Here is a 19,608-nt window from a genome sequence, read left to right on the forward strand (position 1 = left end):
GCTATACCGTCCTGATTCGGGGGTTGATGAGCAGGTACAGGAGGTCCACCACGATGTTCACCAGGACGAACGTGACCGAGATGGTGAGGACCACGCCCTGGACCAGGTTGACGTCCAGGTTGGTGATGCCGTTGAGGATCAACTGGCCCATTCCCGGAAGGGCGAAAATCATTTCAATCACGACGGCGCCACCGAGGAGGTAGCCGACGCGGAGTCCCAGCACGGTCACCGGAGTGACGAGCGCGTTGCGGAGGACGTTCCGCGAAACCACATCGCGGTAGGGGACGCCGTTGCCGATGGCTGTCCGGACATAATCGCGGTCCAGCTCTTCGACCATGGAGGTACGGACCACGCGGATCAGTGACGCGGAGACCGGGATGCCGAGCGCGAGGGCCGGCAGCGCCATTGAGTTGAGCCAACCGCCGAAGCCGGATTCCGGCGTCGCGATGCCGCCCGAGGGGAACATCGGGTTGTCGCCGAGTGCGAACCACTGGATGAGCAGGATGCCAAGCCAGAACGACGGGGTCGCGATGGCGGCGATGGAGAAGATCCGGACGAGCTGGTCCGGCCACTTGTCCCGGTAGAGCGCGCCGATGATGCCGAACACCAGCGAGAGGACGACGGCGATGATTACGCCGAGGAACGTCAGCTCAAGTGTCAGCGGGAACGCCGAAGCGATCATCGCCGCCACCGACTTGGACGGTGGAGTGGTGACCCCGAGGTCCAGGTGGACGAGCTTGCCGAGGAAGCGGAAGTACTGGATGAAAAGGGGATCGTTCAGTCCGTTTTCCTGGCGGTACTGCTGCTTGGCTTCCTCGCTCGCGGCATCCCCGAGGGCCGAGCTTGCTTGGTCGCCCGGGGCAGCTTGAAGGACGAGGAAGACCAGCAGCGTGATGCCCAGGATCATCAGGGGCAACGCCGCGAGCCTGCGCCCGAGCAGGCGCAATATCATGACCAATGTGTTCTCCGAGTTCTCCGGGCTAGGCTGTGCGGCCGACGCCGATGAAGGACAGGCCCGTGGTGGGCAGCGGCTTGAAACCTGAGAGTTTCTTTTCGTCCCATGCGCTGGGGAGCTGGCGGTGGAAGATCGGGTAAAGCGGGAGTTCCTCGGAAACGAGGTCGACAATCTGGCCGGTGATCTGCTTGGCCTCGGCCGGTGCGGCCTGTGAGCCCTTGTCCATCAAGTTCTGCAAGGTGGTGCTTTCCGGAGTGGTCCAGTACGCGCGCTTGGCCATCCACGTGGGGCCGGAGTAGAACCAGCTCAAGAGCAGATCGGCGTCGTTTCCGAAAACGGAAGGATCTCCGGGGGCCGCGACCACTGAGAAATCGGCCTTGCCGACCCTGTCGGAGTACAAAGCGCCGGACTGCAGGTTCTTCGCCGTGACTTTCACGCCGGGGATCTTGTTCCAGGACTCGAGCATCAGTGGAGCGACGTCCTTGACCCATGCGGTATCCGTGGTGAGGAGCTCGAACTCCAGGTTGCTTACACCCGCCTGCTTGAGGAGGTCGGCGGCTTTCTGGGCGTCGTAGCCGTAGACATTCTTGGCCTTGACGTAGTCCGGATGGCCCTCTTGGAAGTACGACGACGCGGCCTTGGCGTTGCCGAACAGGGCCTTCTTGATGATCGCGTCCTTGTCCAGCCCATAGTGGAGGGCCTGGCGGACCAGCTTGTTGTCGAAGGGTGCCTTGGCGCAGTTGAACATCAGGAACAAAAGTCCGAATGACTGCACGGATTCAACCCGCGTCTTGGACTTGAGGCCATCCATGTCCAGGTAGGGGACGTCCTCGATCGCCTGGACACGGCCCGACTGGGCAGCCGTCACGCGCGCTGCGGCGTCGGAAAGCAACAGCCAGGTCATGCCCTTCGCGAGGGCGGGCTTCGGGCCGTTGTAATCGGCGAATGCCTCGAAGACGATCTTGTCGTCCTTGACCGCCGAGACCAGCTTGTAAGGGCCGGAACCCACGGGCTTCGCGTCGAATCCCTTTTGGTCCGTCGAAGCCAGGGCCTTCGGGACCACCTTGACCACGGAGATTCGCGGTCCGAAGCCCGGGAACGGGTACTTCAAGGCGAACTCCACGGTCTTCGCGTCCACTGCCTTGACGTCTTTGATGAACGGAATGAACTGGGAGAACAACGATTTGTTGGCCGGATCCATCACCCTGGTGAAGGAGTAGACCACGTCATCCGTGGTGACGGGGGAGCCGTTATGGAACTTGGCGCCGTCCCGGATGGTCACCTGGTACGTGGTGTCGTTGACCTTCTTGGGGTCGCTGGCTGCCAAGGCGTTGTACGGCTCGCGGGTGGCCGGGTGCAGCTCCACAAGTCCTTCGAAGACGTGCAGGTTGGCAGCCAGGGGAGTGGCGCCCGAGGACGTGAGGGGGTCGAAGCCGGTGGAGAGGGCGTAGGAGATGCCGGCTTCAATGGTGAGGTCCTTGTTCACGGACGCCGTGTTGCTCGCACTGCTGGTGCTGGTCGCGGCAGCTCCACCACAGGCGGAAAGGCTGGCCGTGAAAGCTGCCGCGGCGCCCACTGCTCCGCTCAGTTTGAGGAAGTTGCGGCGGCTGGCGTCATTGACCAGCGGCAGTTTGTTAATCGTGTTGCTCATAAGAGATGCCTCACCATTTCAAGTTTTCAGGTTATCGGATGTAGGACATCCGATGCTCGTAAAAGAACTGTAAGGGCGGTCACAGGAAGTCGTCAAGCGAGATATGGGTTGCGTGGGCCGCCCGTCCTGGGCGGTTTACGTAAAATCGGCGGCAACATCTATCTGGGAGATGGGACATCCGATATTGTATGTTGCGAAGCATGCTAAGCGCGGTGGGCGTAGGCTCACCACAACATTAACACCGCACGTTGCAAGGAGAGCCATGACCACTTCCGGTGTCGTACCGCAGGCGCGGTTCAGCGCGCAGGCCCGGCTCAGGGCCCTCCAATCGGACATTATGGAACTGATCCTCGAGCGCGAGCTCGAAGCCGGGGACCCCCTGCCCACCGAAAACGAACTCTCCGTGGCCTTGGGAGTGGGACGCAATACCCTTCGCGAATCCCTCAAGGTGCTGCAGGCGCTGGGCGTCATCGAAATCCGCCATGGATTCGGCATGTTCGTCGCGCCCAGCAACTTCGATGCGCTCGCCGACGGATTGACGTTCCGCGGCCGCTTGTCCCTCCGACACCAGGGCCTTGAGGCGCTGCAGCTCGTGGACGTGCGCCAAGCCCTCGAATCGGGCCTGATCGGCTCGTCCATGGACGTCATGACGGCGGAGCAACTCGTTTCCATCGAGGAATGCGTCAAGCAAATGGAAGAGCTTGCCGGCGTGGGCGAGAACTTCGTGGCAGCCGACGCCGAGTTCCACCGCCGCCTGTTCGAACCCTTGAACAACGAACTCCTCATCAACCTCATGGGCGTCTTCTGGAAGGTTTACCGGAAGATCCACGTTGAAATCGGCTCCGCCAACGAGGACCTTGTAGCCACGGCGGCCATGCACCGAAACATCTACAGCGCCGTCGCCGCGGGCGACAAAGCCTCGGCGTCCGAGCTCCTAAACCGGCACTTCGACGGAATTCGCCGCAGGATCAGCGAGGCTGTCGCGAGCTGAGTGGGCTGTTTGCCTTGTCTGTTTGTCTTGTCTGTTTGCCGTGTCGCAGGCGTGGGTCCTGACCCTCTTTGAGTTGGGTACGCCTCTGCGACACGGCGACAGGCGGGTTTCTTGGGTCCCGGCCGGCCAAACAGGGTCAGGGACGCGTCCGCCCTCGATAACCCCGCCGACTCCAAACCCGCCAGGTCCGGAACGTAAACCAAAGTCCGGAACTTAAATCAAAAAAAGACCCGCACCGAGTCGGTGCGGGTCTTTCATTTGTGCGCCCAAAGGGATTCGAACCCCTGACCTTCTGTTCCGTAGACAGACGCTCTATCCAGCTGAGCTATGGGCGCATCTTGGTGATTCTCGGGAGTTTCAAACTCGTTCCCCCCTCGAACCTCAATAAACTTTACGCGAGATCCCCGCCCCTGCCAAATCGGCGGGATGTAATTTGCCTAACTATACCGGTCTATGTGACCTTGCTCACTTAATTCGGCACTACTCCGCACAAGATCCTTGATTTTTAGCGGTTTTGCTCAGAAATGGTCTAGAGATCCCACGTCCCAACCCAGATTGGTCTACTCCGCGACCCCTAGCATTTAGGACACACCACTGAACCCGAGGAAGGGAACTACGATGGGCGATCTGGCGCGACTGCCGTTGCTTGAGAAGGCACCTACTACGCACGCACGCCTCTTGGCCTGGGTCGAGGAAGTAGCCGAGCTGACACAGCCGGACCGCATCCACTGGGTTGACGGCAGCGAAGCGGAAAACAAGAAGCTGACTGACGAGCTCGTTGCGGCGGGAACGCTGAAGCGGCTGAACCCGGAGACGTTCCCGAATTCCTTCGCGGCGTTCTCCGACCCCGCGGACGTTGCCCGCGTCGAAGAGCAGACTTTTATCTGCTCCGAGAAAGAGCACGACGCCGGCTTCACCAATAACTGGATGGCTCCGGCCGAGATGAAGAAGAAGCTGCGCGGGCTCTTCGCTGGGTCGATGCGCGGCCGCACCATGTACGTCATCCCGTTTGTCATGGGCCACCTGGATGCCGAGGATCCCAAGTTCGGCGTCGAGATCACCGACTCCGCCTACGTGGTTGCCTCGATGCGAATCATGGCGCGCATCGGCAGTGACGTCTTGGAACGCATTACCCAGACTGACGCGTTCTTCGTTCCCGCCCTGCACTCCCTCGGCGCACCGCTCGAAGCGGGCCAGGAAGATGTGGCATGGCCGTGCAACCCGGACAAGTGGATCGTGCATTTCCCGGAAGAGCGTTCCATCTGGTCCTTCGGTTCGGGCTACGGCGGCAACGCGCTCTTGGGCAAGAAGTGCTACGCGCTGCGCATCGCATCCGTCATGGCGCGCGACGAAGGCTGGCTGGCAGAGCACATGCTCATCCTCAAGCTGACCTCGCCCGAGCAGAAGACCTACTACGTCTCCGCGGCGTTCCCCTCGGCTTGCGGCAAGACCAACCTGGCCCTCCTTGATCCGACCATCAAGGGCTGGAAGGTCGAGACCCTCGGTGACGACATCACGTGGATGCGCTTCGGCAAGGAAGGCGAACTCCGGGCCGTCAACCCCGAGGCGGGCCTTTTCGGCGTCGCACCGGGCACCGGTTGGGGCACCAACCCGAACGCGATGCGCGCCATCGCCAAGGGCAACAGCATCTTCACAAACGTCGCACTGACCGACGACGGCGGCGTCTGGTGGGAGGGCATGACCGAGGAAACTCCGGCGCACCTGACCGACTGGCAGGGCAACGAATGGACCCCCGAGTCCGGCCATCCGGCCGCGCACCCGAACTCCCGCTTCTGCACCCCGATCGACCAGATCGACATGCTGGCCGAGGAGTACTTCAGCCCGGAAGGCGTGGAACTATCCGCGATCCTTTTCGGCGGTCGCCGCAAGACCACCATCCCCTTGGTCACTGAGGCCCGCGACTGGTCCAACGGCATCTTCATGGGTTCCACGCTCTCCTCGGAAACCACGGCGGCAGCTGCCGGCGCGGTCGGCGTCGTGCGTCGCGATCCCATGGCCATGCTGCCGTTCATCGGCTACGACGCGGGCGATTACCTGAACCACTGGGTCAACCTGTCGGCGAAGGCCAACCCGGCCAAGCTGCCCAAGATCTTCTTGGTCAACTGGTTCCGCCGCACTGCGGAGGGTGGCTTTGCGTGGCCCGGTTTCGGCGACAACTCCCGCGTCCTCAAATGGGCTATCGAGCGCCTCGAAGGCAAGGCCGACGCCGTCGAGACCCCCATCGGATTTGTTCCGACCGGTGATTCGATCGACCTCGCGGGCCTCGACATGACGCCCGCGGAGGTGGAAGCCGCAGTGCGCGTCGACGCCGCCGAATGGGAGGCTGAACTGGCGTCCATCGAGGAATGGTACGCAAAGTTCGGCGAGTCCCTCCCGGCCGCTTTGCTGGCCGAGCTTGAAGGGCTGAAGGCCCGCCTGGCCTAGACCACCAGGCCTTTAGGGCTCAAGTACGACGACGGTCCCGCACCTTTTCGCGAAAGGGTGCGGGACCGTCGTCGTACGGGCTGTATTAGTTAGCCAGCCAGATGTCCGGGCCGAAGACTTCGTAGTGGATCTTCGTGGCCGGGATTCCGGCGTTGATGGCCTCATTGCGGATGTGCTTCATGAACGGCAGCGGTCCGCACAAGTAGAGCGAGGCGTCGGCGGGCAGGTCCACTTCGCGAAGCGACATGAATCCCGCTTTGGAACCGGACTGCGGTTCCTCCAGCCAGAGCTGGAGTTCTGCGCCGTCCAAGCGTTCGACGTCGTCCGTCATCTGGCTACGCAGGGCCCAGCTGTCCAGGGTGCTCTCGGCGTGAAGGACAAGCACCTGGCGGTTCGTTCCGGCCTCGGCGAGTGAGCGCAGGATTGATGCGGTCGGCGTGCAGCCGATGCCGGCGGAGGCAAGGATGACGGGGTCGTTACCTTCCTTGAGGACGATCTCGCCGTAGGGGTTGGAAATTTCAAGGATGTCGCCGACCTGCACGGTGTTGTGAAGCACCGGGGAGACCTCGCCGCCGTCGTCGATCTTGGTGGTGAAGCTGCGGCGGGTACCGGCGTCGCCGGAAAGGGAGTATTGGCGGACCTGGCGCAAGCCGTCCGGGAGGGTGACCTTGACGCTGACGTACTGGCCGGGCAGCGCTTCTGTGACCGGAGTGTCGTCCGCGGGTTCCAAGGTGAAGGTCATGGAGCCGATGCCGGCTGGAGTTTTCGCCGCGACCCTCCAAGGAGTCCACATCTTGCCGTTGGCCTGGGCTGCGTAAAGTCCTTTTTCGAGCTTGATTAAGGCGTCTGCCATCAGCCAGTACACCTCGGTCCAGGCCTCGGCGATTTCGGGGGTAATGACTTCGGCCAGGTCTTCGGCAATAGCGGCGAAGAGGTGTTCGTAAACCACCTGGTACTGGGGCTCGGTGATACCGAGTGAAGCGTGGCGGTGCGCGATGCGGGACAGGACGGTCTCGGGCAAGGTCCCGGGGTTGTTCACCAAGTGGCTCGCAAACGCGGCGATGCTCCCCGCGAGGGCCTGCTGCTGGTCGCCGGAGCGCTGGTTCGAGCGGCTGAAGAGGCCATCGAGCAGCTCGGGGTGCGCGGCGAAGAGGCGGGCGTAGAACTTGGGGGTGATGTCGCCGATCCTGGAGCCGACGAGCGGCAGCGTGGCCTCGATGACGGGGAAGGACTTGTCCGAGAGCATAGGTACTCCTGTCGTAGTGGCCCGTTGGTTACGTGCGGACCGGAATCAATACTTGTATTTAGAATGCAAGTATCTATACGTCATTTCTACACTCTGTAGAAAGTTTTTGCCAGTCGGCGAAGATGTTACAAACCGGGGCGTAACCCGATGGCTTGGAAGACGGGCGTCATTTGCCGGAGCCGTGGCAAGGAGGAGACTACGACGGTGTCGAGTTCCTGGTAGAAGGCTTCGCGCGCGCGGGCCAAGGCGCTACGGAGCCCGCACTCCGCGATGAGCGGGCAATCGCCGTTTGCGGACTGGCATTCCGCGGGGTCGGACCGGGTATCCAGCTTCCGCAGGATCTGGCCGACGGTGGCTTTCCTTCCGGCTGCGCTCAGTCTGGATCCGCCGTTGCGACCGCGTTCGACGTCGATCAAGCCCAGTTCCCGCAGCCGGACAATAGCCTTGCTGACGTGGTGGTACGGAGTGCCCACAGCATCGGCGATGTTCTGGGTGGTCAGGAGTTCACCCAGGGGCGCGGACGACAGAACCAGGAGCGCACGCAGGCTGACATCCGAGAAGGCGTTGATCTTCATGCCATCAAGGATAAGCGGGCCAGTCTAGCTCACCCAGACCACGGCCTCGTTGGTGTCGGCGGTAAGTTCACCGAACTCCCACTAAGAGCCCGGCCCCGGCCGATAAGGGAGGAGCGCGGCGAAAACCGATCCATCCCTGTGTTCGGCCGCGACGTGGATTGCGTCGGACCCCTCCTCAGGCAAGGTGATATCGCAAACCAACGCCGCCGCCCGGCATTCCCCGCGGTTCTGTCGTACCAGCTCTGTGAGGTCGTTCAACATGGCATCCACGTCAAATTCTGCCTCGGACGCTATTTCCGCGGTGGGGTTTGGGGCGCCGAGCGCATCCGACGTGTCGACGGCGGAGTCGGGGGCAACCATCAAGAGCCGCACCTCGCCGTCGTTCAGGACTGTCAGGGCGAACGGGAGGAAACCGCCGTGCTGTTCAAGATGCTCGCGGGCCGTGCCAATACCGGTTCCCAACAACGTCTCGAGATCATCGGCAGATTCTTCAGGAACGGAGTCGCGCCAGGTCACGCCTGCCATCCGTGGGCTAAGCCCGAACCAACGCCAGGACGCGGTCCCGGATCTTTTCCATGGTGGCTACATCCTTGGCCTCGGCATTCAAGCGAAGGAACGGCTCGGTGTTGGAAGGGCGAAGGTTGAACCACCAGCCGCCGTCCCGTGCCGTGAAAGTGCTTCCGTCCATGGTGTCAACGTCGATGTCCTCGCCGGCGAAGTCGGCCTGGACACGCTCAATCGCACCGGCCTTGTCTTCGATTTCGGAATTGATTTCACCGGAGGAAACATAGGGCTCGTATTGGCGGCCGAGCTCGGACAGCGGGCCGTCCTGCTCACCAAGCGCTGCGAGTACGTGCATGGCTGCGAGCATGCCGGTGTCCGCGTTCCAGAAATCGCGGAAGTAGAAGTGGGCCGAATGTTCTCCGCCGAACACGGCGCCTTCTTCCGCCATGACTGCCTTGATGAACGAGTGGCCAACGCGGGTCCGGACAGCGCGGCCTCCATCCTCGGCGACGAGTTCAGGAACAGCGCGCGAAGTCAGCAGGTTGTGGATGATGACAGGCGTTTCTTCGCCTGCGGCACGGGCGCGGGAAATTTCCCGACGTGCCACCATGCCCGTGATGGCAGATGGCGAAACAGGTTCGCCCTTCTCGTCGATGACGAAGCACCGGTCCGCGTCCCCGTCGAAGGCCAGGCCGATATCGGCACCGTGCTCGACGACCGCGGCCTGCAGGTCGCGCAGGTTTTCGGGCTCGAGGGGATTGGCGGGGTGGTTCGGGAAGGAGCCATCCAATTCGAAGTACAAGGGGACAATCTCGAACGGAAGGGCAGGAAGCAGTTCGTTCCCAAGGACTGCTGGCGTGGTCAGGCCGGCCATGCCATTGCCGGCGTCCACCACTACCTTCAGGGGGCGGGAACCCTTGAGGTCGACGAGACTGCGCAGGTACTCGGAGTAGTCCTTGAGGACGTCACGGGCGCCGATGGTTCCTTGGACAGCGGCGGCCGGGATGGTGCCCTCGTCGAGGTAACTCTCCGCCAGCGCCTGGATGTCCTTGAGGCCAGTCTCGGAGGAAATTGGCTGGGCACCGGCCTTGGACATCTTGATGCCGTTGTATTCGGCCGGGTTGTGGCTCGCGGTGAATGTGGCACCGGCTGCATTGAGGGCGCCGCAAGCGTAGTAGAGCTCGTCCGTGGAAATGAGTCCAAGGAGCTGGACATTCGCACCGCGGCGGGCGGCGCCATCGGCGAAGGCCTGGGCGAACCCAGGGGAGGACGGACGCATGTCTCCGCCTACCAATACTGTCTCGCCCGCGAGGCCGAGGACGTCGACGAACGCTGCGCCGACGGATTCGACGATGGGGGCCGTGATGGATTCGCCGACGATCCCCCGAACGTCATAGGCCTTGAAGGAAGCCGAGAGGTCAAATGTCTTCTTCTGCTCGCTAGTCACGGGCTCAATCTTACTGTGGGGCGGCACCCGCACTACGCCACGGCCCGTCTATGTGGAAAACCCTGACCACATGGATTTGTCCACATAGATGAAGTCCCGGGTTCTGGCTGTCTGCCCGTGCTGGAATACTGAGTCCATGCCCAACACCCCGCACGCAGCCTTCCCAGCAGCCTTGATAACGGAGCAGTCCACCACGCAAGGGCAAGCCCTTGAAGTCCTGAGGGAATTGGTGGGAAACCCGGAGGCGCAGTTTCACGAAGGGCAGTATGAAGCGATCGAGGCCCTCGTCGACGCAGGGCGGCGCGCCTTGGTGGTTCAGCGGACAGGCTGGGGGAAGTCGGCGGTCTACTTCGTTTCGTCCTTGTTGTTGAGGAGGCGCGGAGCCGGCCCCACCCTTATCGTTTCCCCGCTTCTCGCCCTTATGCGGGACCAAGTGGCGGCAGCCGCACGCGCCGGGGTGCGGGCCGTCGCCATCAATTCGGCCAACCAGCTCGAGTGGGACGATGTCAGGGCACAACTTGCTGCTGACAACGTGGATGTCCTGTTGGTTTCACCGGAGCGCCTCACCAATCCCTCGTTTCGGGAACACCAGCTTCCGGAGCTCATTCGCCGCACCGGCCTTTTGGTGATTGACGAGGCGCACTGTATTTCGGACTGGGGTCACGACTTCCGCCCGGACTATCGCCGAATCGCCGACCTCATCGAACAGTTGCCGCAGACGGTACCGGTTCTCGCAACCACGGCCACGGCCAACTCCCGCGTTGTCCATGACATCGAGGACCAGCTTGGCACTGGCGTGCTGACCATTCGCGGCGCCCTTGGACGCGAATCGCTTCGGCTCGGGGTCCTGAAGCTCGCGGATTCGCGGGACCGTCTAGGCTGGCTGCTGACCCATCTCGCTGACATGCCTGGCAGCGGGATTATTTACACCCTGACGGTGTCTGCCGCCGAAGATACTGCGCGATTGCTGTCAGAGGCGGGCCACAATGTACTGTCCTACACCGGCCGCACCGATCCGGGGGACCGCGAACGGGCAGAGCAACTCCTCAAGGACAACCAAGTGAAGGCGCTGGTTGCCACCTCTGCGCTGGGCATGGGGTTCGACAAACCGGACTTGGGCTTCGTCATCCACCTCGGTGCACCGTCGTCGCCCGTCGCTTACTACCAACAAGTTGGCCGCGCCGGCCGTGGAGCGGCCAACGCCGACGTCCTCCTTCTGCCTGGCACGGAGGACCGCGAGATTTGGCAGTATTTCGCCACGGCGTCCATGCCCTCGGAAGAAAAAGCGGGCACGGTCCTCCAAGTCCTCGCAGAGGCTGGTTCCGCTTTGTCCACGGTGGCGTTGGAGGCCCGGGTGGACCTTCGGCGCACCCCGCTGGAACTTCTCTTGAAAGTCCTTGCGGTGGATGGAGCCGTAGAGCGAGTGGGGGGCGGATGGAGGTCCACCGGACAGCCATGGACCTACGATGCCGAACGTTATGCCCGGATTGCCGAGGCCCGCGTGAATGAGCAAGACTCCATGGTGATCTACGAGGACACCGCCGGGTGTCGGATGGAATACATCACGGCCGTCCTCGACGACGAGTCCGCCCGGGTCTGTGGCCGGTGTGACAATTGCGCGGGGCAGTGGTTTCCAGCGGACGTTGCTACAGCCGCGGCCGACGCGGCGGGTCAGACCCTCCGGCGGGCGGGCGTAGTTCTCGAGCCGCGGCTGCAATGGCCCAGTGGGATGGACAGGCTTGGCGTGCCGGTTAAAGGCAAGATCAAGCCGGACGAGCTGCTGGCTGAAGGACGTGTCCTCGCCCGACTGACAGATCTCGGGTGGGGCGGCGCCCTCCGTGAGGTCTTCGCTGCGGGCGCGGGGGACCGCGAAGTCGACCCCGCCATGCTGCAGGCCTGCGTACAGGTATTGCGCGAATGGTCAGCCGGCGATGGCAGGTCCGCTGGTTGGAGCGGACAAGGACGTCCTGTGGCCGTGGTGAGCATTCCGTCGAGGGACAAGCCGGTTCTTGTCGACTCCCTGGCTCGCGGAATCGCTTCCATTGGGCGCATGCCCTATCTTGGTCCGCTTCAGCTCCAACACGGGGGACCCACGGGAAGCCGGGGTGGCAACAGCGCCTACCGGCTCGCCGGAGTGTGGGACAGGCTCCTAGTGGATCCTGAGCTGAAACAAAACCTTGCGTCGATTGGCGGGCAGGGTGTTCTTCTCGTCGATGATCTGGCAGACAGCCGATGGACCATGACAGTGGCAGGGCGCGCCCTCAGGCAATCCGGAGCGGGCTGGGTGCTGCCTCTCGTCCTTGGTCAAGCGGCATGAGCGGAGAACAGTTGGTGGAGCAGCCCGAATCCCGGTGGCAGCCGCGCCTGGCATTGCTTGTCGCGGCCACCTTCTTCATGGAATTCCTGGACGGCACCGTCCTCACCACGGCCATCCCGAGCATCGCTGCGGACTTTAGGGTGGCCTCGGCGGATGTCAACATCACCATGACCGCCTACCTGGTCACCGTTGCAATGGGAATTCCGTTGAGCAGTTGGCTCGCGGAACGTTTTGGGGCGCGGCGAATCTTCTGTTTGGCGATCGCCGTATTCACGGTGGCATCCCTGCTGTGCGCGCTCAGCCCGAACCTTACGCTTTTGACGCTAAGCCGGATAGCCCAAGGGGCCGGCGGGGCAATGATGGTGCCCGTCGGAACGCTCGTGGTGCTGCGGGGCACGCCCAAGTCGGAACTACTGCGGGCAACTGCGTTCCTTGTTTGGCCCGGTTTACTTGCCCCGGTCCTTGCGCCCCTGGTCGGCGGAGCCTTCACCACGTACCTTTCCTGGCACTGGATCTTCCTGATCAATGTGCCGCTCGGAGTTGCCGCTTTCTTGGCGGCCCTGAAGCTCGTTCCACGCGCCGGCGCTGATGCAGCCAGGCGACTCGACTGGGTCGGTCTCACACTGACAACCTTCGGAGTCGGTTCCCTGGTGGTGGGATTGGAAGGAATCGGCGGACACGGTTCAGGTGTTGTCCCGATCCTTATATTGGTGGCCGGGGCTCTGGCCCTGGCCGGTGCGAGTTGGTGGCTGCTCAAGGCCAGTGCGCCGCTCTTCGACCTCAGGGTCTTTGCGACGCGCACCTTCCGGGCGACGTCGACCGGCGGATTCGTCTATCGGCTGACGATCAGTTCCGTGCCGTTTTTGCTGCCCCTGCTGTTTCAAGACGGATTTGGGTGGGATCCCCTCAAATCCGGTGCCATGGTGGCCGCTGTCTTCATCGGCAACATCGGTATCAAGCCGGCTACTACGCCCATCATCCGGCGGTTCGGGTTCAAAGCCGTCCTCGTCTTCGCGTCCTTGGCTTCCGCGGCTACTTTTGCGGCGTGCGCCATGCTTAGCGCAACAACTCCGGAGCCCCTGATTTTTGCCCTGCTGCTTGCGAGTGGCGCCTTCCGATCGATCGGATTCTCGGCCTATGCGTCTGTACAGTACGCGGACATTGTCCCGGCGGAACTACCGTCAGCGAACGCAGTCTCGGCCACCTTGGTGCAATTGGCAGCCGGGGGCGGGATAGCCGTGGGCGCCCTCTTCCTTCGGCTTTTTGATCATGCGGCCCTCTTTGGCGGCGGTCAGTCGTCCGCCTATCGCGGAGCCTTCCTCGCCATGGCAGCTGCGATGCTCCTGAGCACGGTGGACAGCCTCACCCTCCACCGCCATGCCGGGGCCGAAGTCAGCCGCCGGGTTGTCACAAATCCGGCGAAAAGCGAGGGATAGGGCCAGGAACAGCGCAGGTGCCGAAACCTCCGTCCGTGGAGATTCCGGCACCTGCGGAACGAGCCGACGTCGCGCCCGGAACGAGCCGACGTCGCGCCCGGAACGATCCGACCTCAGCCCGAGCTTACGAAGCCGGGTGCGTGAACGGCACCCGGTCGAATGACATCACGCTGGCCGAGTCCTCCGGGTTCACGGTGACTTTGAGCCAGTCCTTGGCATTATTCGAGCCGTCAACGGTGACGCGCGTCAGGTTCTTCGCCGCTGTGGACTGACCATAGAAGGACAGCCAGGGGGAACCAGTGGCGAGCGGGTGGTCCTCGTTGAAGACGTGGCTGTCGCCATTGATCAGGTAGACGGGTCCGCCGAAGGCGTTGGATTCCTCGATCAGGGTCTGGACCAAGGGCTTGAATGCGCCAAAATCCGCTTGGGATGGAGCTGCGATTGTGGGGTCGAACATGTCTGCTTGAGTCATGACGACGACGGCCCGGTCGCCGTTGTCGCGTGCCTTCCGGAATGTATCCTTCAATTCCTGGATGTCAGCATCGGTCCGCTTTTGCACTTCATCCAGTTGGGCGGTAGTGGGCTGGGTCTGGCCCAGGCCCGTCCACGGCAGCGTCGAGTTGTTGCTCCCAGGGATGTTGACGGCCGTGAAGGCTACCTCATGCTTGTGGAAAGTGACGTTCTCGGGGAAGCCTTCCTGGACCTGCGACTTCACCTTCATGGGCGCTCCGAGGGTGAATCCGGGCTTCGGGAAGAATACCTCGCGTACCTTGGCGAGCCTTTCCAGCGGGTTGTAGGCTCCGTTGTTCGGCCGGTGGCAGTCGGTCCATTCGTTGTCACCCGGGGTGTAAACCAGCGGCAAAGTGAAACTGTCGAAATTCTGCTTGATGGAATTGAAGTATTCATCAGTGCACTTTGACGATCCGTTTTTGATATCGCCAACGTGGGCTACGAAAGTTAGTTCCTTGTGCGCGTTCAGATCCTGGATGTAGGAAGGGAAAGCTTGGATTTCGGCGTCGCCGTAGGGAACATCGCCGATGACGCCAAAGCTGAAGCTGTCGGTGTTGCCCTCATGCCCGTTGCCGTTGGCCGACTGTCCGCCGCCTTGGTTGTCGCCGGCCGCGAGTGCCGGCGATGTCAGCAAAGTTGCTGACAGCAGCACCGCCCCCGCTGTCGCGATTGCGAATTTCGACATTGAACGCATGGAATTCCCCTATTCGTTGGTCGGATACCTCGACGAGGGTATGGGGGTGAAACAAATTCCAAAAGTCATCAATATGAATTCGCGCCCGTGGGCGGGACCCTATCGGCGGGACCCCGTGGGCGGAGCCAGAGGGGGCGTCGCCCGCCGGACACCCAAAACGCAAGAAGGCCCCGGTCCGAGGACCGGGGCCAAAACGCGGAGACGGGGGGATTTGAACCCCCGGTCGAGTTTAACCCCGACCCTTCATTAGCAGTGAAGTCCATTCGGCCGCTCTGGCACGTCTCCAATTGCTATTGCTAGCCCACCAAGGATACGCAGAATGAGGCACGCAGCGCAAAACGGGCGGCCCTACAGCCCTGGCTCCCGCTTGCCGGCCAGCGCTTTCCAGAGGAAGTGCTGGCTGCGGGCTTGGAGCGAGGCTGCCTGCCGGTTGTCCGACGCTCCTGCGTGGCCGCCTTCGAGGGCTTCGTGGAACCACACGTTGGGGATGCCCATCGCTTGCATCCGCGCGGCCATCTTCCGGGCTTGGACCGGGCCGACGCGGTCGTCGGAGGTGGCGGTCCAAATGAACGTCTCGGGATAGTCCACTCCGTCGCGCAGCAAGTGGTATGGCGAGAAGGTCCGGATGAACTCCCACTGCTCGGGCATGTCGGGGTCCCCGTATTCGGCAATCCATGAATAGCCCGCGGAGAGCTTGGTGTAGCGGCGCATGTCCAGCAGCGGCACTCCGCAGGAGACGGCCCCGAACAGTTCCGGGTATTGGGTCAGCATGTTGCCTACGAGCAGTCCGCCGTTCGAGCCGCCCACGCAACCGAGCCGGCGAGGACTCGTGACGCCGCGCGAGATGAGGTCCCGGGCAACGGCCGCGAAGTCCTCGAACGCCCGGTGCCGGTTGGCTTGAAGGGCGGCACGGTGCCAGGACGGGCCGTATTCGCCGCCGCCGCGGATGTTGGCCACAACGTAAACGCCGCCCCGCGAATGCGGGCCTTCGCCGCCGTCGGAATTGATGGCGTCGCTCCGGCGTTCCAGCCACGCGCGTCCGATCGCGCCACTGCAAGCAGGGGTCCTCGAGACTTCGAATCCGCCGTAGCCCGAGAGTTGCGTGGGGTTCTCGCCGTCGAGGTCCAGGTCTTTGGCGGCAACCTGGAAATAGGGCACGCGCGTGCCGTCCGCGGATGTCGCGAAGTGTTGCTGGACTTCGTAATCGGCGTCGTTGAAGAACGACGGCGAGGCCTTCACCACCGCGTGGGTGCTTGCCACACCGCCGTCGTGGCCGCTGTCGAGGGTGTAGCCGGCCATGCCCGGCCTCAAGGTGCCGCGGGTGAGCGTGGTGGGAGTGGTGAAACCGGTGGCCACGAGCCAGTAGTCGTTGCCGGCGTCGTCGCTTTCTGCTTCGTCCTCGTCGTCCACTGCGTATGCGTTCACGTCGTGCAGTGGAGGGCACGCGTCGAGCAGGGTCATGGCCCATCCGCCGGAGGTGTCTTTGCGCGTGGGGTCGAGCACCCTGATTTCGGAGGAAACGTCGTGCAGCAGGTTGAGGAGCAGGTAGTCGCGCGTCCAGCTCCAGGACTGCAAGGAGGTGTGCTCGTCCGGAACGAACAGCACGGTGAAGTCACGCGCGCCGGAGAGGTATCCCTCGAAATCGGCGGCCAGCAACGAGCCGGCCGGGAAAGTAGTGCCTTCAACCGTCCAGTCCTGCCGTGGACGGAACATAAGCCAGTCGCGGTGCGAGCTGAGGTTGACGTCGGTGGGCACGTCGATCGCGAGCCACTCGTCGTCGCGCAGTACCGAGGTGGTGCGGTTGAAGAAGTCGATCCAGTCGACGGCGAAAGTGCGTTCGAAACCCGGGGTGGAATCATGGGCGACGAGCGCCATCATGTGGTCCTCCGGGATATCGAAAATCCGCTCGGCGGCAGCAAGCGACTCTCCGCGGCGCAGCCTCACCCCAGTGCGGGCATAGGAGGACGTGGTCTTGGGAAGGCCGTCTGCCGTGGTCGCGACCAGGAGGGTGTCGCCGTCGAGCCAGCTCACGTTGCCCTTCGCGACCGGAAGGTCGAATCCGCCCGAGGCGGGGTCCACGAACCGGCGGGTCTCGACGTCGAACTCGCGGTGGCGGTTGGCGTCGCCGCCGTCGGGGGACAAGGCGACGATCGCGAGGCGGTATGGTTCGCCGTCGGCGGGGCGCAGGAAGTTTGCGCCGTGGAAGACCCACTCTTCGCCTTCGGCGGCGGCCAGGGCATCGATGTCCAGGAGGACGTCCCATTCGGGTTCGTCGCTGAGGTAGCTCTCCCACGTGGTCCGACGCCAGAGACCTTTGGGATTCTGCTGGTCTTTCCAGAAGTTGTAGTAGTGCTCCCCGCGCTTGTTCACCATGGCGATCTTGTCCGTGGAGTCGAGGACCTCCAGGATTCCGGCTTCAAGTTCGGCGTACTCGGCGTCGTCGAGCAAGTCTTCGGTCCGGGCGTTTTGTTCCCGGACCCAGGCCAGCTGTTCTTCGCCGTGGATGTCCTCAAGCCAGATATTCTCGTCAACGGGCTCGGGCGCGGTTGCGTTTCCCTGGGCTGTCCGGTCGTCGGGCACGGGCGCTTGATCAGCTGCTGTGGTGGTCATGCCTCATCCTAGAGTGCCTGTCTGAGGAGGAAGCAAGTCACAAGACGTTAGGCTTGGGCGTGGGAAATTTGCGGAACTTGCGGGTGGGGCTGATCGGGGCGGGCCCCCGGGGCACCAGTGTGCTGGAGCGCTTGCTCGCCAATTGGGCCGCGATGGAGACCGACGGCCGTTCCCTGCATATCGACGTCGTCGATCCGTTCCCGGCCGGTCCCGGCCACGTCTGGCAGCCCGGACAATCCCGGCTCTACCTCATGAACACGCAGTCGTTCTACCCCACGCTGATCCCGGAGGACCCGCAGCTCGCGCCGCCGCTCGCCGGGGGTTCTTTCGACCAATGGCGCGTGGAACAGTGCGCGGGAGACGGCGCCGGCCTGAGCTCCGAGGAACTCAAGGAGCTTTCCGCCCTCGCTTCCAACGACTTTCCCAGCCGCGCGCTCTACGGGCGGTACCTCCGTTCCACGCTCGACGCGGTGCTCGGGCGGCTTCCGGCCGGCGTCGACGTCGAATTCCACCGGAGCAGCGCCGTCGCCGCGCGGCCAGTACCGGAGCGGATTGCGGACGGGCGCGCGGTCGGAGGGTTCGACGTCGAACTCGACGACGGCGGGCGGCTCGCCGTCGATTCCCTCGTCCTCGCGCTGGGCCACCTGGAGTCCCGCCTCAACCCGGAACAGCGCTCGTTCAGCGAAGCAGCGAGAGAAGTGGGACTGCGTTACTTTCCGCCCGCCGCCCCGGCCGACGTCGATTGGGACCTGGTGCCGGAAGCCGAACCTGTGCTGGTTCGCGGAATGGGGCTCAACTTTTTCGACGTCATGGGCCAATTGACCGAGGGCCGGGGCGGCAGGTTCGTCCGGGTGGGCGACGGAATAGCCGGGAAGCTCAAGTATGTGCCGTCGGGCCGGGAACCGAAGATCATTGCGGCCTCGAGGCGCGGCGCCCCATACCGGGCCAAGGCGGGCCTGGACGGTTACTATCCGAAGTCGGTCCGCTTGCGGTACCTGACCGAAGGTGCGCTGGAGCGATTCGCGACGGCGGGTATCCAGCCCGGTTTCGACCACGACCTCTGGCCGCTCCTCCACCGGGATGCCGTGTGGGCGTACTACTCCACGCTGGTTGTCGCCGAACCGGTGGCTGTGTCCGACGCCCCGGAATTCCTGGCGGCGCTCGAGGACTTGTTGAAACCGCACGCCCACGCAACTGCTCGGTGGGAACACCAGGTTGCCGAGTTGGTTGCGGCCCATGTCGCGACGTCGCGGCGGCTCGACTTGTTGGGCCTCGCTGCACCGCTTGCCGGGCGTTCCTTTGCTTCCCGGAAGGAACTGGACACCGCGGTCGTGGATTACCTGGACGACGACGCCCGCCGTTCCGCGCTGGGGGAGGCCGACCCCGTCAAGATGGCGATCGGTGCCCTGCACGCGGGAAGGGCAATCCTGAAGTCGGCCGTAGCCGATGGCGGAATCACGGATGAGACCTGGGTGGGGGAGCTTCGCGGCTGGTTCGAATCATTCGTTGAAGGACTCGCGAGCGGGCCTCCCGCGCTGCGTTCGGAGCAATTGGCCGCTTTGGCGCGTGCCGGCGTCGTGAGCTTTGTGGGGCCGGATCCCCGCTTCAGCGTGGACCACGCGCAGGGAGTTTTCCGGGCGGTATCCGCCTGGGTGCACGACGACGCCGCGGAAGCCAAGACGTTGATCGAGGCGATGTCTCCGGCGAACAGGGTTGGTGCGAGCGTATCTCCGTTCATGGGGCAATTGCTGGCTGACGGGCTGGTGCGGGCCAAGATGATGATGACCGTTGAGGGCGTTCCGGTGCAGACTTCAGGCTTGGACGTGCAAGCGCATCCTTACAGGCCGGTGGGCGCCAACGGATCGGTGACTCGCGGGATGTATGTCCTTGGCCTGCAGCTTTCCTCGGCCCAGTGGGGCACTGCAATTGCCGCCGAGGCCCTGCCCTCCGATGGGCCGGTGTACCAAAGCGGCCAGCGGACGCTCCGCGACGCCGACGAAATCGCAAGGGACATGCTCGGCCTGCCCCTCCAAAAATGAGCATGCTCCCCGGTTACGAAGGAGCATGCTCCGCGCTGGGCATGAGCAGTGGACATAATCCGAATATGTCCACTCGTCGAGGCCAGAGGAGGGCATGCTCAGTGGAGGGGTGGGGAGCGGGGCGAATCGCGGGCCAGCATCCGCGCACGCCAAAGCGATGTCCCACAAACAAAGAAGGAGCGTCGTCC

Annotated in this window: 13 protein-coding genes and 2 tRNA genes; 5 read left to right on the forward strand and 10 right to left on the reverse strand. The window is 63.3% G+C overall.

The window, feature by feature from the left end:
• Position 1: 1 nt before the first annotated feature.
• Positions 2 to 907: an ABC transporter permease gene (locus tag ABCW42_RS02795; protein WP_423184788.1), complete on the reverse strand. Its 906-nt coding sequence runs from the start codon at positions 905 to 907 to the stop codon at positions 2 to 4.
• A gap of 73 nt (positions 908 to 980) precedes the next feature.
• Positions 981 to 2,606, reverse strand: coding sequence for an ABC transporter substrate-binding protein (locus tag ABCW42_RS02800; protein ID WP_423183427.1), 1,626 nt, complete (start codon positions 2,604 to 2,606; stop codon positions 981 to 983).
• Positions 2,607 to 2,868: 262 nt separating this feature from the next.
• Between ABCW42_RS02800 and ABCW42_RS02805 the strand changes: the two genes are divergently transcribed.
• Positions 2,869 to 3,597, forward strand: a complete 729-nt coding sequence (locus tag ABCW42_RS02805) for a FadR/GntR family transcriptional regulator (RefSeq protein WP_423183428.1) — start codon at positions 2,869 to 2,871, stop codon at positions 3,595 to 3,597.
• Between the two features lie 261 nt (positions 3,598 to 3,858).
• Here the strand turns inward: ABCW42_RS02805 and ABCW42_RS02810 are convergent.
• Positions 3,859 to 3,932 (reverse strand) — tRNA-Arg (locus ABCW42_RS02810).
• A 283-nt stretch (positions 3,933 to 4,215) separates the two neighbouring features.
• On the opposite strand from ABCW42_RS02810, the gene ABCW42_RS02815 reads away from it, so the two are divergent.
• On the forward strand, positions 4,216 to 6,042 hold the full coding sequence (locus ABCW42_RS02815; RefSeq protein ID WP_423183429.1) for a phosphoenolpyruvate carboxykinase (GTP): 1,827 nt from the start codon (positions 4,216 to 4,218) through the stop codon (positions 6,040 to 6,042).
• 85 nt (positions 6,043 to 6,127) lie between these two features.
• Here the strand turns inward: ABCW42_RS02815 and ABCW42_RS02820 are convergent, their stop codons facing one another.
• The 4 genes from ABCW42_RS02820 to ABCW42_RS02835 form a co-directional block, all read right to left on the reverse strand.
• On the reverse strand, positions 6,128 to 7,288 hold the full coding sequence (locus ABCW42_RS02820) for a globin domain-containing protein (RefSeq protein WP_423183430.1): 1,161 nt from the start codon (positions 7,286 to 7,288) through the stop codon (positions 6,128 to 6,130).
• A gap of 125 nt (positions 7,289 to 7,413) precedes the next feature.
• On the reverse strand, positions 7,414 to 7,863 hold the full coding sequence (locus ABCW42_RS02825; protein WP_423183431.1) for an RrF2 family transcriptional regulator: 450 nt from the start codon (positions 7,861 to 7,863) through the stop codon (positions 7,414 to 7,416).
• Positions 7,864 to 7,944: 81 nt separating this feature from the next.
• Positions 7,945 to 8,388, reverse strand: coding sequence for a hypothetical protein (locus ABCW42_RS02830; protein WP_423183432.1), 444 nt, complete (start codon positions 8,386 to 8,388; stop codon positions 7,945 to 7,947).
• A 7-nt stretch (positions 8,389 to 8,395) separates the two neighbouring features.
• On the reverse strand, positions 8,396 to 9,814 hold the full coding sequence (locus ABCW42_RS02835; RefSeq protein ID WP_423183433.1) for a phosphomannomutase/phosphoglucomutase: 1,419 nt from the start codon (positions 9,812 to 9,814) through the stop codon (positions 8,396 to 8,398).
• A gap of 136 nt (positions 9,815 to 9,950) precedes the next feature.
• Here ABCW42_RS02835 and ABCW42_RS02840 point away from each other — a divergent pair, with 136 nt between their 5' ends.
• Together ABCW42_RS02840 and ABCW42_RS02845 are read left to right on the forward strand one after the other, a co-directional pair.
• Positions 9,951 to 12,131, forward strand: a complete 2,181-nt coding sequence (locus ABCW42_RS02840; RefSeq protein WP_423183434.1) for a RecQ family ATP-dependent DNA helicase — start codon at positions 9,951 to 9,953, stop codon at positions 12,129 to 12,131.
• A complete protein-coding gene (locus ABCW42_RS02845) occupies positions 12,128 to 13,567 on the forward strand; it encodes an MFS transporter (protein WP_423183435.1) in 1,440 nt (479 codons plus the stop codon). The genes ABCW42_RS02840 and ABCW42_RS02845 overlap by 4 nt, the downstream gene beginning before the upstream one ends.
• Positions 13,568 to 13,691: 124 nt before the next feature.
• On the opposite strand, the gene ABCW42_RS02850 is transcribed toward ABCW42_RS02845, so the two are convergent.
• The 3 genes from ABCW42_RS02850 to ABCW42_RS02860 form a co-directional block, all read right to left on the reverse strand.
• Positions 13,692 to 14,762 carry a hypothetical protein gene (locus ABCW42_RS02850; RefSeq protein WP_423183436.1) on the reverse strand — a complete coding sequence of 357 codons (1,071 nt, stop codon included), beginning with the start codon at positions 14,760 to 14,762 and terminating at the stop codon, positions 13,692 to 13,694.
• A gap of 205 nt (positions 14,763 to 14,967) precedes the next feature.
• Positions 14,968 to 15,056, reverse strand: a tRNA-Ser gene (locus ABCW42_RS02855).
• Between the two features lie 63 nt (positions 15,057 to 15,119).
• Complete coding sequence (locus tag ABCW42_RS02860) at positions 15,120 to 17,381, reverse strand: prolyl oligopeptidase family serine peptidase (protein ID WP_423183437.1); 2,262 nt, start codon at positions 17,379 to 17,381, stop codon at positions 15,120 to 15,122.
• Positions 17,382 to 17,440: 59 nt separating this feature from the next.
• Here ABCW42_RS02860 and ABCW42_RS02865 point away from each other — a divergent pair, with 59 nt between their 5' ends.
• The gene (locus ABCW42_RS02865; protein ID WP_423183438.1) at positions 17,441 to 19,420 is read left to right on the forward strand and encodes an FAD/NAD(P)-binding protein; all 1,980 of its coding nucleotides are present in this window, start codon (positions 17,441 to 17,443) and stop codon (positions 19,418 to 19,420) included.
• Positions 19,421 to 19,608 lie beyond the last annotated feature (188 nt).

The sequence above is a fragment of the Arthrobacter sp. NyZ413 genome, assembly GCF_049390645.1.
Taxonomy (GTDB): Bacteria; Actinomycetota; Actinomycetes; order Actinomycetales; family Micrococcaceae; genus Arthrobacter.

Coding starts and splice junctions, on each gene's coding strand:
- ABCW42_RS02830 (WP_423183432.1), bottom strand. CDS start 8,388: ATGGCAGGCGTGACCTGGCGCGACTCCGTTCCTGAAGAATCTGCCGAT.
- ABCW42_RS02850 (WP_423183436.1), bottom strand. CDS start 14,762: ATGTCGAAATTCGCAATCGCGACAGCGGGGGCGGTGCTGCTGTCAGCA.
- ABCW42_RS02800 (WP_423183427.1), bottom strand. CDS start 2,606: ATGAGCAACACGATTAACAAACTGCCGCTGGTCAATGACGCCAGCCGC.
- ABCW42_RS02820 (WP_423183430.1), bottom strand. CDS start 7,288: ATGCTCTCGGACAAGTCCTTCCCCGTCATCGAGGCCACGCTGCCGCTC.
- ABCW42_RS02815 (WP_423183429.1), top strand. CDS start 4,216: ATGGGCGATCTGGCGCGACTGCCGTTGCTTGAGAAGGCACCTACTACG.
- ABCW42_RS02805 (WP_423183428.1), top strand. CDS start 2,869: ATGACCACTTCCGGTGTCGTACCGCAGGCGCGGTTCAGCGCGCAGGCC.
- ABCW42_RS02840 (WP_423183434.1), top strand. CDS start 9,951: ATGCCCAACACCCCGCACGCAGCCTTCCCAGCAGCCTTGATAACGGAG.
- ABCW42_RS02795 (WP_423184788.1), bottom strand. CDS start 907: ATGATCCTGGGCATCACGCTGCTGGTCTTCCTCGTCCTTCAAGCTGCC.
- ABCW42_RS02845 (WP_423183435.1), top strand. CDS start 12,128: ATGAGCGGAGAACAGTTGGTGGAGCAGCCCGAATCCCGGTGGCAGCCG.
- ABCW42_RS02825 (WP_423183431.1), bottom strand. CDS start 7,863: ATGAAGATCAACGCCTTCTCGGATGTCAGCCTGCGTGCGCTCCTGGTT.
- ABCW42_RS02860 (WP_423183437.1), bottom strand. CDS start 17,381: ATGACCACCACAGCAGCTGATCAAGCGCCCGTGCCCGACGACCGGACA.